The sequence below is a fragment of the Ruegeria sp. AH3 genome, from assembly GCF_056536265.1.
In genome coordinates this window covers 3,071,004-3,088,779 of record NZ_JBQFJL010000001.1, presented here as the reverse complement: position 1 = coordinate 3,088,779, position 17,776 = coordinate 3,071,004, and the positions used below count along the sequence as shown (strand labels likewise).

The window sequence follows — 17,776 nt, the reverse complement described above, 5'->3', positions numbered from 1 at the left end:
TATTTTTGGCCAGATGAAGAATAGATCAGATACATCGTCCTCCGTCCACTTCGAGGGCCGCTCCGGTGATCATGCTGGCTTCGTCCGAACAGAGAAAGCAGGCGGCGTTGGCCATGTCTTCTGGGGTCGAGAAGCGGCCCAGCGGAATCGTCGACAGGAACTTGGCGCGGATTTCGGGCGTGTCTTCGCCCATGAAGGATTTCAGCAGAGGGGTTTCTCCGGCAACCGGGCAGATGGCATTGACGCGGACGCCGGAGGGGGCCAATTCCACCGCCATGGTTTTGGTTGCGGTGATCATCCAACCTTTGGAGGCGTTGTACCAGTTCAGGTTGGGACGCGGCGATAAGCCAGCCGTTGAGGCCACGTTCAGGATCGCACCGGTGCCCCGCGCTTTCATCTGCGGGACAAAGGCGCGAGCGGTCAGGTAAACCGATTTCATATTCACATTGAAGATGCGGTCAAAGTCGGCTTCTTCGACCTCTTCAAGTGGGGTGGGCAGATGAGTCACGCCTGCGTTGTTGACCAGAATGTCGAGATGCCCAAAGGAGGCAGCGACCGCATCCGCCATCGCTTGCACCGACTTCGCCTCGGCCACATCCACCTGCTGCGCGATGGCACCCGGCCCGTGCTGCTTTGCCTGAACCTCGGCCGCGTCGCCATTGATATCGGCGATCATGACCCGCGCCCCTTCGGTCAGGAATTTCTGCACGATACCGGCACCAAAGCCGGATGCGCCGCCGGTGACGATTGCGGTTTTTCCCTCTAACCTCATGATCTTGCTCTCCCTTGTCGGGTCAGACTAGCAAGGCCGCGCGAAGTTACCAGATTAATCTTCCGAGATCTTGCCCCGCAGCGCCTTCACGTCCGATCGCGCCTTTTTTGCCGCCAGCCGTCGCTTGACCGAGCCGTAGGTGGGTTTGGTAGCAATCCGGCGCTTGGGTTTGAGCAATGCGCGGGTGATGAGTTCAGCCAGCCTCGCACGGGCGATTTCGCGGTTGCGGGCCTGCGAGCGGGTCTCTTCGCATTGAATGATGATTACACCATCTTTGGTCCAGCGCCGACCGGCCAGACGTTTCAACCGGCTCTTGACCGGATCAGGCAACGAAGGAGAGCGCGCGGCCTCGAACCGCAGCTCAACGGCGGTCGAGACCTTGTTGACATTCTGCCCGCCGGGACCGGACGAGCGCACAAAGCTCTCGGTCATTTCCCAATCCTGTAAGGCGATATCGTCGGTGATGCGCAACATGGGGCAGACCTTACAAGCCGCAGATGGAAACAAAAAGGGCCGCCCCGGCGGGACGGCCCTTCGAAAGTTCAGGAGGTCGGGTCGGTTAGATCAATCGACCAGCCGGAGCGAGCGCTCCGCCAAGGGCTGCCTTAACAGGCGATCCCCCCGGTTGTTCCGACACCTCTCTCCAATCTCTTTCTCGACACTGGATCACCTCCTTTTCTATCTGTTGCGGTTAACAAGGAGCGTGACACAAGTTGTGCCAATCTCAAAGAACTTTTTTACGCAGGCTGTGCGGCGGTCAGACGGGCGACGATCACCTTGAACGGGATCAGGGCGATCAGGGCCAGCGAGAGTTTTACCAGCCAATCTGCGAAGGCCAGCGTTACCCACAGCGGCGCCATCGGGCCGGACAGCAAGAAGGGCACCGGTTCCCACGCCCAGTTGATCGCAGCGTCAGCGTCTGCGCCGAAGAATGTGACCGAGGCCGAGAAGGCCAGGGTGAAGAAAATTGCGGTGTCCAGCGCTGAACCGACCAGTGTCGAAACCAGCGGAGCACGCCACCAGCGACCACCGCGCAGCGAGTTGAACACGGTGACATCGGTCAGTTGCGCGATCAGGAAGGCGGTACCCGAGGCTACAGCAATCCGCAGCGGTACGGCGGCATAGGTAAACCCGTCGCCCTGCAGCATGATCTGGCTGCCGATCAGCGAGCAGATCATACCGGTGACAAACCCTGCGAACACGACTTTGCGGGCCGGACCTACGCCATAGACGCGGTTCATGATGTCAGTGACCAGAAAGGCCAGCGGATAGGAGAAAGCACCCCAGGTCAACAGACCGTCAAGGATCAGGAACTGGACCAGGATGTTTGAGGCCACGACGATCGAGGCCATGGCAAGGATGCCGGGAATATAAGAGCGTTGCATTTACAGATGCCCGTTTTGACAAGGTAGCGGCGACTTGGCCCCGGGCTCATCCCAAGGCAAGCCGTGCGTTTAGACCTTTGGCATTGCCCTGTCAATCAGGCAGCAGATATTCCACCAACTCGGTGCGCTGCAGCGCCAGAAAGTTGTCGTCCGAGATCATGGTGGCCCGGAGCCGGTGCTGATCGTCACGCCAGACCGATAGGCCTTCGAGGTTGTCATGGGTGCCGGTGCTTGTTTCAAACAGAATTTCTTCGGCGATGGGTTGATCACGATCGATCTGCCAACGCCGCAACCGGGATCGGAATCCGATCAGAGCAACCTTTCGCTCCAGCAAATAAAAACGGCCATCTGGGCCGAAATCGGCTGCGACCGGCAGAAATCCGTCGCGTGGCGCTAGCATGAAAGGCGTCGACCACGACAGACCATCCCAGCGATAGACGGGAATTTCGCCGCGTGCCGTTCGGCTTTTTTCAGGCAGGGTGTACAAGCGGTCTTGCTCATCCAGCGCCAATGCCTCGAACGAGCCGTTGATGTCGAGGGTTTGAAACTCTCTGGGGCGCGGCAATACCCGTGCCCGCGCATTCGGTCCGGTAAAACGGGCGACGCGATGCACCCCTTCGAACGAGATGTAATGGCTACCATCTGGCGCGAGGGCAATCCCCTCGGAATCTCCGGCACGCCCTTTCATCCTGCTGCCATTGCTGGACAGGACAGGCCATTGGCCGTGGATTTGGATTCCGATGATCCGATCCCCTTCTCGATCGATATTCGCGGTCACCAGTCGGGCGCGATCGCTGACTGCAATCATATGCCGCCCGTTGTCCGAGATATGGATGGCCGAAAACCCGCCGAACCAACCGGCATCATGACGCCAGGCGAAACTGTCCAAGGGCGTTGCTGTCTTGATATCGACAGCCCAAGCGATCCCGGCCAGCGCCAGCCCAACAATCAGTTGGATTGCAAAACGGATGCGCATTGTTGCGGCAGATCGGCCAGGCGGTATTCACGGCGTTTCTTCGGCGGTGGCGCGTTCGGATCGGGCGGCGGCGGGTTCAGGATATTCTGGACCCATTGCTGCGCCTCGGCGCAACCGTCGCCCTTGGGCGGCGGGTCCTGATTGACGCAACCGCGCGACCCCTTCGGGCAGTTCAGGCGCACGTGGAAATGATAGTGATGCCCCCACCACGGCCGGATTTTGCGCAGATAGGCCCGGTTCCCCTTCTCGTCCTTGCACATCTGCACCTTGGCACCGGGGAACACGAAAATCCGCGCGACGCGCTTATCTTTGGCGGCTTCACGCAACACCGCATGATGCTGCTTGGTCCAGTTGCCGTTCACGAATGCACCATTGGATCGGCGCAGGGAAATCGACGAGATATTCTCGCGGGCCTTACGGCTGAGGCGCATATCATTGCCGGGCAGCATCCAGATATCGATATCCAATCCCAACTGGTGGGATCGATGGCCCGAGGTCATCGGCCCACCCCGCGGCTGGCTGATATCCCCGATATAGAGACCATTCCAACCCGGCTGTTTCGCGGCAAAGCGGCTAAGGTCCTGCACATAGTCGATCGCCTGAGGATGCCCCCAATTGCGATTGCGCGACAGGCGCATGGCCTGCCATGTCGGACCCGTTTCAGGTAATTGCACCGACCCGGCGGCGCATCCGCGCGAATAACTGCCGAAAGCGGCAGACTTCTGCTGCGACCCCACCTTTTGGGACCCGAACAATTGCTTCGCCAGGGGTTGCGCCCCTGCGGTGCCTGCCAATGTCAAAGCGGCCAAAACGGCCAGAAAACGTAGTAAAATCATCTGCTCTGATCCCCTTCCGGTTTCACCCAGCGCATCAGGACTAGACCCAGAATAAACAACAGAATGATCGGTGACACCCCCAGACGTGCACTGCCGGTGACAGTTGTGGCAATTCCGATCAGCAGCGGCGCGGCAAAGGCGGTTGCCCGGCCTGACAAACCATAAAGTCCGAAGCTTTCGACCGGCGTTTCTGGATCGGTATGACGCACCATCATCGAACGACTGGCGGATTGCAGAACCCCGCCCATCCCGCCGATCAGAATACCGCATCCAAAGAACACCATATCCGGCAGCCCCGAGCCTTCGGGCAAAGCGATGCCATAGATTTGCGTCCGGTCCATCAAAACCACGGTGAGGCAGACGAAGATCAACACCCAGATCGCCACCAAAATCACCGGTTTAGGGCCGTATTTCCGATCCATCTTGCCACCAATCCACGCAAAAATGGCCGAGGCCAGAACGCTGACGATTCCGAATACACCGATCTTGATCAGGTCCCATTCGAGCACCAACCGCGCATAGACGCCGCCAAAGCTGTAAAGCCCGTTCAGCGCATCGCGGTAGAACATCGAGGAGCCCAAATAGGTCGCCAGACTGACCCGATGACGCAACGCGGCCACGGATTTGCCGAGCAGGCGCAGCGCGTCTCCCAAACTGCCCTGTTTGTTGGCCTCCGGATCGTCACGGACCCACAGAAAGTACGGCACCATGAACAGCATGAACCAGCCCGCAGTGAACGGCCCGACAAACCGCGTACCCTCTTGCGCGGCAGCATCCAGCCCGAGGATTGGTGCGATTCCGATCAAGGTCTTGCCATTGGGCTGCTCAACAAACAGCGCCAGCATGATGGCCAGCGACAACAGCCCTCCGAAATAACCGAAGGCAAAGCCCGAACCCGAGATCTCGCCCACCTCATTGTCGTCACCCAGATCGGGCAACTGAGAGTTGATGAAGATCAGAGCATATTCCGCACCCACAAAGCCCAGACCAAAGGCCGACAGCATCAGCCACATGTTGGAGCCATCGGGCATCGTGTACCACAACGCGGCAGACCCCACCGCGTACATCACCGAAAACCCGAGAATCCAAGGAATACGCCGACCCGAAACATCCGCCATCGCGCCCAGAAACGGCGCGCCGAACGCGATGATCAGCCCGGTGATGGTCAGGCAGTTCGCCCAAACCGTCTGTGCCTGTGCTGCCGCTGTATCAGTGTCTAATCCGGTATTTGCGTAATACTGCGCTGCGACCCCTGCGAAAAAGGGGCCAAAGACAAAGGTCACCAGCAATGTATGGAACGGCTGGCTGGCCCAGTCGAAAAACCACCAGCCCCAGATGCGCTTGCGCTTGGAAATCTCAGCCATCTCTGCCCCATATTATTGTTGCTTTCATAAGACGGGGCTTTCAGCAGATGCGCAAGCGCTGAGTGCGCCGCACTTGCTCTTTGCGGCTGTGACGCTTAGGTCTCAGGGCAATTGACGAACGGAGTGCCCATGCTGTCGCTGATCCAAATCCTTCTGCTGATCCTGGACATTGTCTGGTTCATCATCCTTGCCCATGTGATCATGAGCTGGCTGATCAACTTCCAGGTGCTGAACCTGCACCAGCAACTGGTGGCACAAATTTGGTACGGGCTGAACCGCATATTAGAGCCTATTTATGGACCCATACGCCGCTTTCTGCCCAATATGGGCGGGCTGGACCTGACGCCGTTGGTGGTGCTGATCGCGGTCTATGCGCTACGGATTATCCTGATCAACAATGCGGTCTATTTCTACTGACCTCTTGTTCACCGAATCTTAGTATGTGATGGTCCTGTCTTAAGAGCAGATAAACCATAAAACAGGGCCGCCCCGCACATGTTCGACTCCGCACCCTTGTTGCGAGACGTCTTTGGATTCGACGCCTTCCGCCCCGGGCAGGAAGAGATCGTCGATGCCGTGACCACGGGCGAAAACGTGCTGGCCATCATGCCCACCGGGGGCGGTAAATCCTTATGCTTCCAACTGCCCGCATTGCTGCGCGACGGGGTCACGGTGGTGATCTCTCCGCTGATCGCGCTGATGCGGGATCAGGTCCGTGGGCTGCAGGAGGCCGGGGTTGAGGCAGGCGCTCTGACCTCAGGCAACACGCCCGAGGAAACCGATGCAGTGTGGGAGGCGCTGGAGGCCGGGCGGCTCAAACTGCTCTACATGGCCCCGGAGCGTCTGGCCGCTGGATCGGCCTTGGGAATGCTGCGGCGGATCAATGTCAGCCTGATCGCCGTGGATGAGGCCCATTGTGTCAGTCAGTGGGGCCACGATTTCCGCCCCGATTACTTGCGGATCGGAGAGCTGCGGCGCGCGCTGAATGTGCCGCTGGCCGCGTTTACCGCCACAGCGGATGCCGAGACACAGGACGAGATTGTCGAAAAGCTGTTCGACGGCACGGAACCGCGCAAATTCTTACGCGGGTTCGACCGGCCCAATATCCATCTGGCCTTTGCCGCCAAGGACGGGCCGCGCAAGCAGATCCTCGACTTCGCAGCAGCCCGCAAGGGGCAATCCGGCATCGTCTATTGCGGGACACGCAATAAAACCGAAGTGCTGGCGCAGGCGCTGCGTGCCGAAGGGCACACCGCCTGCCACTATCACGGCGGGATGGAGCCCGACGATCGGCGCATCGTCGAAACTCGCTTTGCGCGCGAAGATGGCCTGATCGTCGTCGCCACCGTGGCCTTTGGCATGGGAATCGACAAACCCGATATCCGCTGGGTCGCCCATGCGGACCTGCCGAAATCCATCGAAGCCTATTATCAGGAAATCGGCCGCGCGGGCCGGGATGGTGGCCCCGCCGAAACCCTGACCCTGTTTGGCCCCGACGATATCCGCCTGCGCCGGTCGCAGATCGACGAAGGGCTCGCGCCGCCTGAACGGCGTATGGCCGATCACGCCCGCCTGAACGCTTTGCTGGGTCTGGCCGAGGCTCTGGTGTGTCGCCGTCAGGCATTACTGGGCTATTTCGGCGAACACACAGAACCCTGCGGCAAATGCGATCTGTGTGACACGCCACCCGAAGTGTTCGACGGTACGACCCCGGTTCGTATGGCCTTGTCTGCAATCCTGCGTACCGAAGAATGGTTTGGCGCGGGCCACCTGATCGACATTCTGCTGGGCAATGAGACTGATAAAATCCGCGCCCGCCGTCACGATGCCTTGTCCACCTGGGGCATCGGAAAAGACTGGTCCCGCCCGCAATGGCAGGCGATCTTCCGGCAGATGATGGGCCACGACCTTGTCCGCCCCGATCCCGAACGGCACGGCGCGTTGCGTATGACGGAAGCGGCGAAACCGATCCTGAAGGGCGAGGTGCAAATCAATCTGCGCAAGGATACGATCCGCAAAGCCACACGCCGCCCCGCGGTCAAGGCCATGGTCGCCGAAGAAGATGCGCCGCTGCTATCCGCCCTAAAAGCCAAACGCCGCGCTTTGGCCGAGGCCGCACGGGTTCCCGCTTATGTCATCTTCCCCGACCGTACACTGATTGAAATGGCCGAGAAACGCCCCATGACGCTGGACGACATGGCTCGGATCGGCGGTGTGGGCGCGAAGAAACTGGAACGCTACGGCGACACCTTTCTTGAGGTGATTGCCGGAGAAGCCGAAGTGTTGCATCCGGCGCGCCGCAAGCTGGCGGGCCGGGATCAGGGTGAGATCTACGATCAGCTTTTGGCCGTGCAGAACGATCTGGCGCGTGGACCGGCAGGCATCGACAAACCTCTGACCTGTTCGGCCTCGCAACTGGCCAAAGTGGCACAGCTGCGCGCGGATGATCCGCGCGGGATGGAGCAGGTATTGGGCGACCGACGTCACGAAAGGTTTGGGGCCGCCTTTCTGGACGTGCTGCGTCAGGCGAGCTAGATACAGCCCATCAGGCAAGGAAAGAGGGCGGATATGCTGGTAGTGATTTCCCCGGCCAAGCGGCTGGACTGGGCTGAGCGCGATATCGAAGTGACGCAACCCGACTTCCAAGACGATGCGATCCGATTGTCCAAGACAGCGCGAAATCTGACTTTGGGTGACCTGAAGAAGCTGATGGATCTGAGCGATGATCTGGCCCGGCTGAACCGCGACCGCTATCGCGCATTTTCGGACGCACCGGAGGCGGACGCCACACGCCCCGCTGCCCTGGCCTTTGCAGGCGACACCTATCAGGGCCTTGAGGCCGCGTCCCTGGACGCCGATGAGATGGCCTGGGCGCAGGATCACCTACGTATCCTGTCAGGTCTATATGGCGTGCTACGCCCACTGGATGCGATCCAGCCCTATCGGCTGGAGATGGGCAGCAGGCTGAAAACCCGGCGCGGCAAGAACCTTTATGAATATTGGCGGGATCAACTAAGTAAGGCACTGAATGCGCAGGGCGCGCAGATTGGCGCGGATGTTCTGGTGAATTGCGCCAGTCAGGAATATTTCGGAGCGGTAGACCTGAAGGCGCTAAAACTGCGAGTGATTACGCCGGTGTTCATGGAGGACAAAGGCGGGACCCCGAAAATCGTGAGCTTCTTTGCAAAGAAAGCACGCGGGGCGATGGCGCGATATGTCATTCAGCATAGGCTGAGCGATCCAAAAGGATTGCTGGATTTTGATACGGGCGGATATGAGTATCGCCCTGAGCTGTCGGAAGAAGACAAGCCGGTTTTTATACGCCCCTATCAGGCCTGATTTTCTGCAGGTGTTGAGGGCGGAGCGAAGGGCCAGCCCCTCGCGCTCCCCGTGATATTTATAGCCAGATGAAGAGTGGATCGAAGCATACCGCTCTGCCTGAATGCGAGCCTAATTGGCAGGTTCGGAGTCTTTGGACACCGGATGAGCGCCGTCTGGACAGTAATTCACGATCATCTGATGGATCAGCTTTTTGTGCAAAGGTTTGGTCAAATAATGATCCAGCCCTGCAGCCAGAATACTCTGATCGTCCCCGGCCATGGCGTGTGCGGTCAATGCGACAACGGGAACATGGCGGTCAGTTCCGATTTCACGCCGTCGAATTTCGGTTGTTGCTTCTTTGCCGTCCATCTTGGGCATTGAGATATCCATGAAGATCAGGTCCGGGTTGAATTCGATGGCAGCCTCAACCGCCTCCAACCCGTTGGAGACAAATTTCAGATCGATGTTCAGATCTTTCATCATCTTTTTCAGGATCAACTGATTGGTTCGATTGTCCTCAGCGGCCAGAACACGCATCCACCTTTGATCCGGAGTACCGGGCTGTGCGTTTGTTCGGACCTCGACGGGCCCACCATGAGCCGCTTCGAAGCCGGGCGCGCCCAGGGCAAGTAGCCGGGAATAAAGCTCCGCGCGCGGGATCGGTTTTTGCAGAACGCCCTCAATCAGATGTTGAGCCGGATCGGCATGGATGACGCCCGGGTTGGCAGACATCACAACGATCGGTAAATCCCCCCATCCTTTTTCACGCAGGGTGGTGGCCAATTCTAACCCATCCATGTCCGGCAAATCATGATCGCACAGGATCAGGTCCATGCTTGCATCCACCAGCGAGAGCGCCTCGGCCCCCGTGGCGCAAACTGATACGCGCGAGCCGAGGCGCCCCAATTGCTTGGTCAGAATGGCGCGGTTCACCGCGAGATTTTCGACCACCAAAACATGGCGTAAGCGCCCGTCCAGATCGGGCGGGGCGGGCTGCGGACCTTCGGCCGTTGGCAAGGAAATACGAAATCCGAAGCACGAGCCTTTGTCCACCTCACTTTCGACCCAGACCCCGCCGCCCATGATGGTGATCAGGCGTTTGGTGATGGCAAGCCCAAGGCCCGTGCCTTCGAACTGACGGTTCTGCGCATCCTCAACCTGATTGAATTCACCAAAGATATGAACAACCTTGTCAGCTTCGATGCCGATACCGGTATCCTCGATCGCCACATGGACATCGCAGCTTTGGCTGCTGGTATCCGGCACGCCGGTAACCCGGATAAGCACATGACCCTGCGTGGTGAACTTGACCGCGTTGCCCACCAGATTGGTCAAAATCTGCCGAATCCGCCCCGGATCGCCGACAAACAGCGTCGGCAGAAACAGGTCGTAATCCACCAGCAACGTCAGCCCCTTGTCGCGCACGCTGGGTTGCAACAGCATCGCCACTTCAAGAATGCAGCGTTCCAGATCAAACTGTTCGGGGTGCAGGGTCAGCTTATCAGCTTCGATCTTGGAGTAGTCCAGAACATCGTTGATGATGACCAGCAACGCCTCTCCCGAATTGCGGATCGTGCTGAGATAGAGCCTCTGTTCCTCGTTCAGCGGGGTTTCTGTCAACAGCTCGGTCATGCCCACGATGCCGTTCATTGGCGTGCGAATCTCGTGGCTCATATTGGCCAGAAAGGCGGATTTGGCACGGCTGGCAGCCTCGGCGCGTTCACGGGCCGCGTTCAGCTCAGCCTCGTGCCGGACCGAAGCAGTGATGTTCAGCGCCAGGCTCAGGACATCGCCGCCGTGACCACGTTGGTCGATCAGCCGTATGTACTGGCCGTTCCACAATTGTATGACCTCAGGTTCGGGATATGGTTGAGCCCAACGTTCCAGCATTCGGGCCTGCCAGTCGGTCATCGACTCGGAGCCGATATCTACGATCCCTTCGTGAGTCAGGATTTCCAGAATTCGCGCGTAGGTGATGCCCGGCGCGACCTCTTCCAGCCCGTCAAATACACTCAGATAGGCCGCATTTGCCCCAATCAGGGTGTTCTGGCCGTCAAAAAACGCAAACCCATCGGGGATGGTCTGGATCGAGTGCCACAGGCGGCGTTCTGCAACCTCGACCTTGGCATTGGCAACGGTCAGGTCTGATTTGACCTTTTCGTTTTCATCGCGGACCGTCGCCACCTCGGCCTGAGTCTGGTCGATCTGCCGGGTCAGAGCGATGGCATGGCGGCCAAGTTTGCGATTGGCCGCAGACAACTCAGCCTGCTTCTGCTGCAACAACCGTTCGGCGGCAAGGCGCGCGCGCCGTTCCTGCGCCAGTTTTTCTGCAAGACTCATGAGGCTTCCCGCACTGCTTCGGGCACAGCATGGCTACAGAGCGTGAAAAAGTGCTTAAACGCGTTTAGCGCCGTCCCTCGCGCAGCCAGCCAGCCAACAGGAAACCTCCTGCCAGCAGCAGCACCAGCCAGGGCGGTAGCAGACCAGCCTGTGTGACGTCTCGGGTCTCGTAGGCGTTTCGCGGGGTCAGTCCGATCCAGCCACGTCCTGCGGCGGGGCGACCTGCTCGGACATTTCGGATCGACGGCAACCCGTCTTCGACGCGGACCGCCCCACCGCGCAGAGCCGCCAGCGTCGGGCTGAGAATCTCATCGGTTGCGATTGTGCGCTCGAACTCTTTCGGGGCGGCTGGGCCAAGACCGATCACCGCGGAATACTCGCCTTCCTGCAGGCGATAAAGGCCGATCTTGGGTCCGAAATACTGCGCCTCGAACCGGCCCGGAGACACTTCGTTCAGCGTGATATCAAGCGTTTCGCCATTGGGACGTGTGACAGTGACCGGACCAACATCATCTGAGAGGGTCTGACGGATGATGCGCATCGACTGGCCATTGGCTTCGGCCCACAGCGCCTCTTCCTCAAGCTCGGGTTCTCTCATCATCCAATGGGCCAGTCGGCGCAACAACTCCAGCTGCGGACCGCCACCCTCAAAACCACGGCTCCAGAGCCAAGCGTGATCCGAGGCAATCAGCGCCACGCGTCCTTCGCCCACGCGATCCAGCACCAGCAAAGCGCGATCATCTACTCCGGACATCAGCACATCGCCAGATCGTTGCCTTACATCCACCTGCCGCAACCATGCGCCCCATTGCTCGGCATCGCCCAATTCCGTCGTTACCGGGTGGCGCTGGCCTAGGTCGGTAACCATGGGCACATAGCGCTCCTCAATGACGCGCGCGGTGGGCTGTGCGGGGATCATGGGGCCAAGCGGTGAGCGGAAGATACTGTCAGCCGTTGCGAAATCGGGCCCGGCATTGATCAGCACCGCGCCACCGTCGTTGATATAGTTGGTGACGTTGTCCAGATAGATTGCGGGCAGGATACCACGCCGTTTGTACCGATCGAAGATGATCAGGTCGAAATCGTTGATCTTTTCAAGAAACAGCTCACGCGTCGGGAACGCGATCAGTGAAAGCTCATCCACGGGCACGCCATCCTGCTTTTCCGGCGGTCGCAGGATAGTGAAATGGACCAGATCAACCGAACTGTCTGACTTCAGAAGGTTGCGCCATGTGCGGCCGCCCGGATGTGGCTCTCCCGAAACCAGCAGGACACGCAGGCGGTCCCGCACCCCGTTCATCTGGATCAGGGCCGTGTTGTTGCGGTCGGTCAGTTCCCCCTCGGCCTCGGGTACGGTAAACTGGATGACGTTTCGCCCGCCGTGCGGCAATGTGATCGGCAGTTCAACGTCCAGACCGATGGGAATGGTGAATTGCTCGGGCTCGGCCCCGTCGACCGAAATCTCAAGCGGCGCTGTCGCGACACCAGCAGGGGCAGCCCCGGTATCCTCGACACGCAGCGTCAGAGTGACGGGTTCTCCGATAATGGCGAAAGCAGGGGCATTGCGCACGACGAGACGGCGATCCCAATCCATTTCCCGCCCGGTCTGCAGCAGGTGCATGGGGGCAGGCAAATCCGGGGCCTGATCGGCGTCGTGAACGATACCGTCCGAGACAACGAGCACGCCAGCAATCCGCGCACGAGGCTCTTCAGCCAGTGCCGCATTCAAGGCAGCCATGACCTGCGTGCCTTCGTCCCCATCGCCATCGCCAACCTTGATCCGGCGCAGTTCGGTATTGTCTCGGGATTCTATGTCTGCTGCGAGGGCGTCGGCTGTCTGCATCGTCTGCTCAGCCCGGTCCGAGAGCTTCTGGCTGGCACTTTCATCTTCGATCATCAGCACGATATCGGTCAGCGGAGCGCGATCCTCGACCTGATAGACCGGGCCGCTAAGCGCCGCGAGAACGACCAGAGCCGCCAATCCGCGCAACGCCCATCCCGACAAACCACGCCAGAGCGCCAGCACAACACCGGCGAGTGCGATAGCTGCAACGGCGACCAGGATTGGCCACGGTATCAGCGGATCGAAGATGACAGTTCCGGTCATTGTCCCAACCTGTCCAGAAGAGCGGGCACGTGGACCTGATCGGATTTGTAGTTCCCGGTCAGTACATGCATCACCAGATTAACGCCAAAACGATTGGCCAGCTCCCGCTGTCGTTCCCCTGCATAGCCCCGACCCACGGGCAGGAGGGATTGGCCGTTGCGATCCACCGCCCAGGCTCCGGCCCAGTCATTGCCGCCGATCACCACGGGCGTCACGTTGTCGTTGAGATTGCGGAACGGCATCCCCTCAATCTGCTCGGCATCGGGTGGCGCGGCCTCGACCCAGACCTCGGTCCCGGAATAGCGACCGGGGAAATCCTGCAGCAGATAGAAGGCGCGGGTCAGCACATGATCACGCGGAACAGGCTCTAACGATGGGATATTCAACGGCGCGGCCAGCTGTTGCAGCTTACGCCCATTAGGGCTGGAGGCCCCGAAGCCAGCGATATCGGCGTCGCGGGTGTCGAACAGGATCATTCCCCCAGATCGCAGATAGGCGTTGAGCTTGGCATACGCCTCAATCGAGGGTTGCGGCTGATCGGGTGAGATCGGCCAATAGAGCAGCGGGAAGAACGCAAGCTCATCCCGTTCCAGATCGACCCCAATCGGATCGGCAGGTTCCACCGATGTGCGATAGTGCAGTGTCTGCACAAGCCCACGCAGCCCGGCCAACGCGATATCGTCCACCTGCGCGTCCCCGGTCAGCACATGAGCCAAAACCAGTTCCTGCGTTGCACTCAGTGCGAAATCGGTATCGTCAGGCGTCTGTGCCTGCGTATCCGGCGCAATCAATAATGCACCCAGCGCAACTGCAGTTGCGCGCGCCAGACCCAGCCGCCCGGATAGCGCGAGCGAGGCGATCACATCAATCGTCAGCAATACAAGGGCAAGGCTGAGCAACAGGCCCGCCAGCGGTGTCTCGGTAGTGATCTCCTGCCCGCGGATGGGAACGCCGGCAGGCCAGACCACCGGCGTCAGCACAGCATCCTCGGCCAGTACATTCCGTGCCAGTTTCTGCTTGCCGCTCTCGTAGAGACCCGGGCGCAGGTCTGGTCCGATCTGGCCCGAGACCAGCTCAACCCCGTCCACTCCAGGCAGTGTTCCTGCGTCAGTTAAAGTGCCGAAGCCATCCAATATCTGGACCGGCTCCCACACGGTGCCCTGCATTTGAGCTTCTTGCCGCGATTTAGCCGCCGACGCGACGGCGAGCCGGTCCAGCATCTCGACAAACAATCCGGACAGGGGCAGGCTCGACCATTCGGCATCCGCCGTGACATGGAACAGTACCACTTGCCCCAATCCCAAAGGTTTGCGGGTCACCAAAGGTGTGCCATCTGACAGCGACGCAATCACCCGATCTGCCAGATTAGGGTCTGGTTGCGCCATAACTTGTGTGGTCACCGATACGTCCGCCGGAACCTCCAACCCATAGAAGGGCGAGTTTTCAGGGAACGGCGCCAGCCCCTTGGCCTCACCCCAGCTCATGGCACCGCCGACCGAGCGGCCACCGCTCCGCAGGCGAACCGGCAACAGAATATCTTCTTCGTCGCGGCCCAGATCACTGGCCGCCATACGGGGGCCTGCAAAGCGCAGCAACAGACCGCCCTGTTCGACCCATTCGATCACACCGGCCTGCTCGGCCTCGGACAGTTTGGCGACGTCCGCCAGCACAATCACATCGGGGTTGGCTGGCAGAACTTCGGCCAAACCGCCTTCGACAAAATCTGCGGTCGGGATCAACACCTGGGTTAGATAGTGTAGCGGCGATAGCAACTCCAACCCTTCGCGGTTCAGAGTGCCCGCAATCAATGCCACCTCACGACGCCGCAGGCTGTCATCCGTCAGCGTGACGGCACCGGCAGAGCGCTGACCCTGAAGTTCGAACCGAGTAATGCGTGCGCGCAGTTCGGATGGCAGTGCCAGATCGATTTGCGCCTGATTAGAGCCGTTTTCGAACTCCAGCGGCGTGGATTGCAGCACGCGCATCGCGCCCGCGGGATCGCGCCCTTGCGCCAATACGGTGACACTTTCTGCCGAACCTGGGTTCGCGCGCAATACATTGAGCGCTATCGCACCGTCCTGATACGTCGCAGGCAGGATCGCGGTCACGGGTGCGGAGGATTGATAGACAATCACATCCCCTCGCGCTTGCAGGGCGGACGTCAAACGATCGTGGCCAGCATAGGAAAGACGGTCGCTAAACCAATGGGTGTCAAAACCGCCGTCTACCTGCTCCAGCGCAGCCAAGGTTTGAGCGATCTGAGCCTCCGTCGGTTGCCATGGCATCGGTGTAAGGCCCGGCAGGCGTCCGCGCCAGGTCTCGGCCGCTTGGAATACGGGGGGCTCAGGTTCGGTCAGTCGCAGGATCGAAACGGGGCGGCCGGCACGGCCAGCCTCGGTCAGTTGTACGTCGATCTGGTCCAGCGTCGATGACCAGCGCGTCGCGCCTGCCCAGCTGGCATCCAGCACCAGCAGCAACGGCCCAGATCCGGTCTCATCACGCGAAGGGTTCAGCACCGGCCCCGCCAACCCGATGATGATCGCCGCCGCTGCCAACATCCTGAGCAGCAATAGCCACCACGGCGTGCGGTCCGAGACGCTTTCGTCATCCTTCAGACCCAACAGCAAGGTGACCGCCGGGAACAAACGGCGGATAGGCGCAGGCGGGACGGCACGCAGGATCAACCACAGGATCGGCAGGGTCAAAAGCCCCAGCAGCACCCAGGGCGCGGTAAAGCCGATGCCCGCCAGAACCGTCATTGCGCACCCCCATCCAAGGCGCGATAGAGCCATAATAGAGCCGATTGAGCACTGTCACCCGTGTGATGGAGCCCCATCTGCCAACCGGTCGCACGACAAAGCTGCGTCAGCGCGTCCTTACGCTGCGCAAGGCGATCCAGATAACGATCACGCAGGTCTGCGGCTTTCAGCGTTTCATGCCGGGCGGTGCCGCCGACACTTTCAAAGATGGTACGGCCGGCATAGGGGAAGGATTCTTCGCTGGGGTCCAGAACTTGCAGCAACACGCCGCGCACACCCCGGTCGGCGGCTTTGGTCAGCGCAAGCTCGACCTCATCCAGGGGCCCAAGGAAATCCGAGATAAACACCGCACGCGCATGCGGGATCATGGCGCGGTGTTCTGGTGGTGCGTAATCGGTTTGCGTGTCCTCAGACCAGGCCTGCGCCAGCCGAATGATCTGAGCATTCCCCCTGCGTGGGGGCAGCGTCGTGCCAGTGAGGCCAACGCGCTCACCACCGCGCCCCAGCAGGATTGCCGTCGACAGTCCCAGCAGGCGCGCACGATCGGCTTTGGTCGGCAAGCGCTTGTCCGAAGCAAACCGCATCGACGCGCCCTGATCGACCCACAGCATGATCGACTGCGCAATCTGCCATTCCCGCTCACGCACAAACTGCTGATCCCCACGGGCTGAGCGGCGGTGGTCAATCAAGCGACGACTGTCACCGATCTGCGCAGGGCGATATTGCCAGAAATCATCTCCCAGACCCGAGCGTCTACGCCCGTGATCGCCCAATAACACGGTTCCGGCCAAATGCTCGGCGCGCGCCAACAGGGGCGGCAGCCGGGACGCTTCGGCCTCGGAGCGTTCGCGTAGGGTCTGGGCGGCGTTCACGCCGCAGCCTCAGTTCGGACCAGACCAGCGGCGGTGGACTCGATCAGGTCAGAGAGGCTGTCGCCGCGTGCCCGTGCCGCAAAGTTCAGCGCCATACGATGACTGAGAACCGGGCGGGCCATGGTCAGCACGTCCTCGGCATTGGGAGCCAGACGGCCCTGCAGCATTGCATTGGCGCGCACGGTCATCATCAGCGCCTGTGCAGCCCTTGGACCGGGGCCCCAGGCGACGGTTTCCTTCACCCGCTCGGACGCGCCCACCTCATCCGGGCGGAAGGCGCGGACCAGATCGAGGATCAGTTCCACAACCGATTCCCCCACCGGCATCCGACGCAGCAACACCTGTGCGGCCAGTAATTCCTCTTTGGTGAAGATTTGATGCGCCTCTGCTTCCTCGACGCCCGTTGTGGCCAAAAGGATATCCCGCTCAGTCTGACGATCCGGGTATTCCACATCGACCTGCACCAGAAAACGGTCCAGCTGAGCTTCGGGCAACGGATAAGTGCCCTCCTGCTCAATCGGGTTTTGGGTTGCCAACACGTGGAATGGAACGCCCAAATCCCGATCCTCACCCGCAACCGTCACCGTACGTTCCTGCATCGCTTGCAACAGCGCCGATTGGGTTCGTGGGCTGGCGCGGTTGATCTCGTCCGCCATCAGTAGTTCACAGAAAATCGGGCCGGAGATAAATCGGAAATGGCGGCTGCCATCCTCAGCGGTATCCAGAACCTCAGACCCCAGAATATCGGCTGGCATCAGGTCAGGTGTAAACTGGATGCGATTGCCATGCAGGCCCATCACGGTCGAAAGCGTCTCGACCAGTCGTGTTTTCCCCAGTCCCGGCAAACCGATCAACAATGCGTGACCGCCGCACAAGAGTGCAGTCAGCGTAAGGTCCACGACCCTCTCCTGCCCGATAAAGCGACGGGTGATCGAGGATTTGGCCTCTTGCAGCTTGTTTTCCAGCGCTTCGATCTCGACGACGAGGTCGGCAGGTTCGGACATGAGGTTCCCTTCCGTGGACTGTTATGCTTGAAGTGTATCG

At 60.1% G+C, this 17,776-nt stretch carries 14 protein-coding genes; 3 read left to right on the top strand and 11 right to left on the bottom strand.

The window, feature by feature from the left end; translation table 11 throughout:
• Positions 1-25: 25 nt before the first annotated feature.
• The 6 genes from ACR3EM_RS15480 to ACR3EM_RS15455 all read right to left on the bottom strand — a co-directional run bounded on the left by ACR3EM_RS15480 (position 26) and on the right by ACR3EM_RS15455 (position 5,333).
• Complete coding sequence (locus tag ACR3EM_RS15480) at positions 26-772, bottom strand: SDR family oxidoreductase (RefSeq protein ID WP_480471532.1); 747 nt, start codon at positions 770-772, stop codon at positions 26-28.
• 54 nt (positions 773-826) lie between these two features.
• Positions 827-1,246 (bottom strand): alternative ribosome rescue aminoacyl-tRNA hydrolase ArfB, encoded by a 420-nt coding sequence (gene arfB, locus ACR3EM_RS15475; protein WP_480471531.1) that lies wholly within the window; start codon positions 1,244-1,246, stop codon positions 827-829.
• 263 nt (positions 1,247-1,509) lie between these two features.
• The gene (locus ACR3EM_RS15470) at positions 1,510-2,157 is read right to left on the bottom strand and encodes a queuosine precursor transporter (protein WP_480471530.1); all 648 of its coding nucleotides are present in this window, start codon (positions 2,155-2,157) and stop codon (positions 1,510-1,512) included.
• A gap of 91 nt (positions 2,158-2,248) precedes the next feature.
• Complete coding sequence (locus ACR3EM_RS15465; RefSeq protein WP_480471529.1) at positions 2,249-3,133, bottom strand: esterase-like activity of phytase family protein; 885 nt, start codon at positions 3,131-3,133, stop codon at positions 2,249-2,251.
• Positions 3,106-3,969, bottom strand: a complete 864-nt coding sequence (mepA, locus tag ACR3EM_RS15460) for a penicillin-insensitive murein endopeptidase (RefSeq protein WP_480471528.1) — start codon at positions 3,967-3,969, stop codon at positions 3,106-3,108. Before mepA ends, ACR3EM_RS15465 begins: the two co-directional genes overlap by 28 nt.
• Positions 3,966-5,333: an MFS transporter gene (locus ACR3EM_RS15455; protein WP_480471527.1), complete on the bottom strand. Its 1,368-nt coding sequence runs from the start codon at positions 5,331-5,333 to the stop codon at positions 3,966-3,968. The genes mepA and ACR3EM_RS15455 overlap by 4 nt, the downstream gene beginning before the upstream one ends.
• Before the next feature lie 129 nt (positions 5,334-5,462).
• On the opposite strand from ACR3EM_RS15455, the gene ACR3EM_RS15450 reads away from it, so the two are divergent.
• The 3 genes from ACR3EM_RS15450 (at position 5,463) to yaaA (ending at position 8,672) form a co-directional block, all read left to right on the top strand.
• Positions 5,463-5,750, top strand: a complete 288-nt coding sequence (locus ACR3EM_RS15450; protein WP_480471526.1) for a YggT family protein — start codon at positions 5,463-5,465, stop codon at positions 5,748-5,750.
• Between the two features lie 78 nt (positions 5,751-5,828).
• Positions 5,829-7,868 carry a DNA helicase RecQ gene (recQ, locus tag ACR3EM_RS15445; RefSeq protein WP_480471525.1) on the top strand — a complete coding sequence of 680 codons (2,040 nt, stop codon included), beginning with the start codon at positions 5,829-5,831 and terminating at the stop codon, positions 7,866-7,868.
• A gap of 33 nt (positions 7,869-7,901) precedes the next feature.
• Complete coding sequence (gene yaaA / locus ACR3EM_RS15440; RefSeq protein WP_480471524.1) at positions 7,902-8,672, top strand: peroxide stress protein YaaA; 771 nt, start codon at positions 7,902-7,904, stop codon at positions 8,670-8,672.
• A 111-nt stretch (positions 8,673-8,783) separates the two neighbouring features.
• Here the strand turns inward: yaaA and ACR3EM_RS15435 are convergent, their stop codons facing one another.
• The 5 genes from ACR3EM_RS15435 to ACR3EM_RS15415 form a co-directional block, all read right to left on the bottom strand.
• On the bottom strand, positions 8,784-10,994 hold the full coding sequence (locus ACR3EM_RS15435; RefSeq protein ID WP_480471523.1) for a response regulator: 2,211 nt from the start codon (positions 10,992-10,994) through the stop codon (positions 8,784-8,786).
• Positions 10,995-11,058: 64 nt separating this feature from the next.
• The gene (locus ACR3EM_RS15430; RefSeq protein WP_480471522.1) at positions 11,059-13,101 is read right to left on the bottom strand and encodes a hypothetical protein; all 2,043 of its coding nucleotides are present in this window, start codon (positions 13,099-13,101) and stop codon (positions 11,059-11,061) included.
• Positions 13,098-15,860, bottom strand: a complete 2,763-nt coding sequence (locus tag ACR3EM_RS15425; RefSeq protein ID WP_480471521.1) for a DUF4159 domain-containing protein — start codon at positions 15,858-15,860, stop codon at positions 13,098-13,100. Before ACR3EM_RS15425 ends, ACR3EM_RS15430 begins: the two co-directional genes overlap by 4 nt.
• On the bottom strand, positions 15,857-16,732 hold the full coding sequence (locus ACR3EM_RS15420; RefSeq protein WP_480471520.1) for a DUF58 domain-containing protein: 876 nt from the start codon (positions 16,730-16,732) through the stop codon (positions 15,857-15,859). Before ACR3EM_RS15420 ends, ACR3EM_RS15425 begins: the two co-directional genes overlap by 4 nt.
• Entirely contained in the window at positions 16,729-17,736 is a 1,008-nt protein-coding gene (locus ACR3EM_RS15415; RefSeq protein ID WP_480471519.1) for an AAA family ATPase, read from the bottom strand. Before ACR3EM_RS15415 ends, ACR3EM_RS15420 begins: the two co-directional genes overlap by 4 nt.
• Positions 17,737-17,776 lie beyond the last annotated feature (40 nt).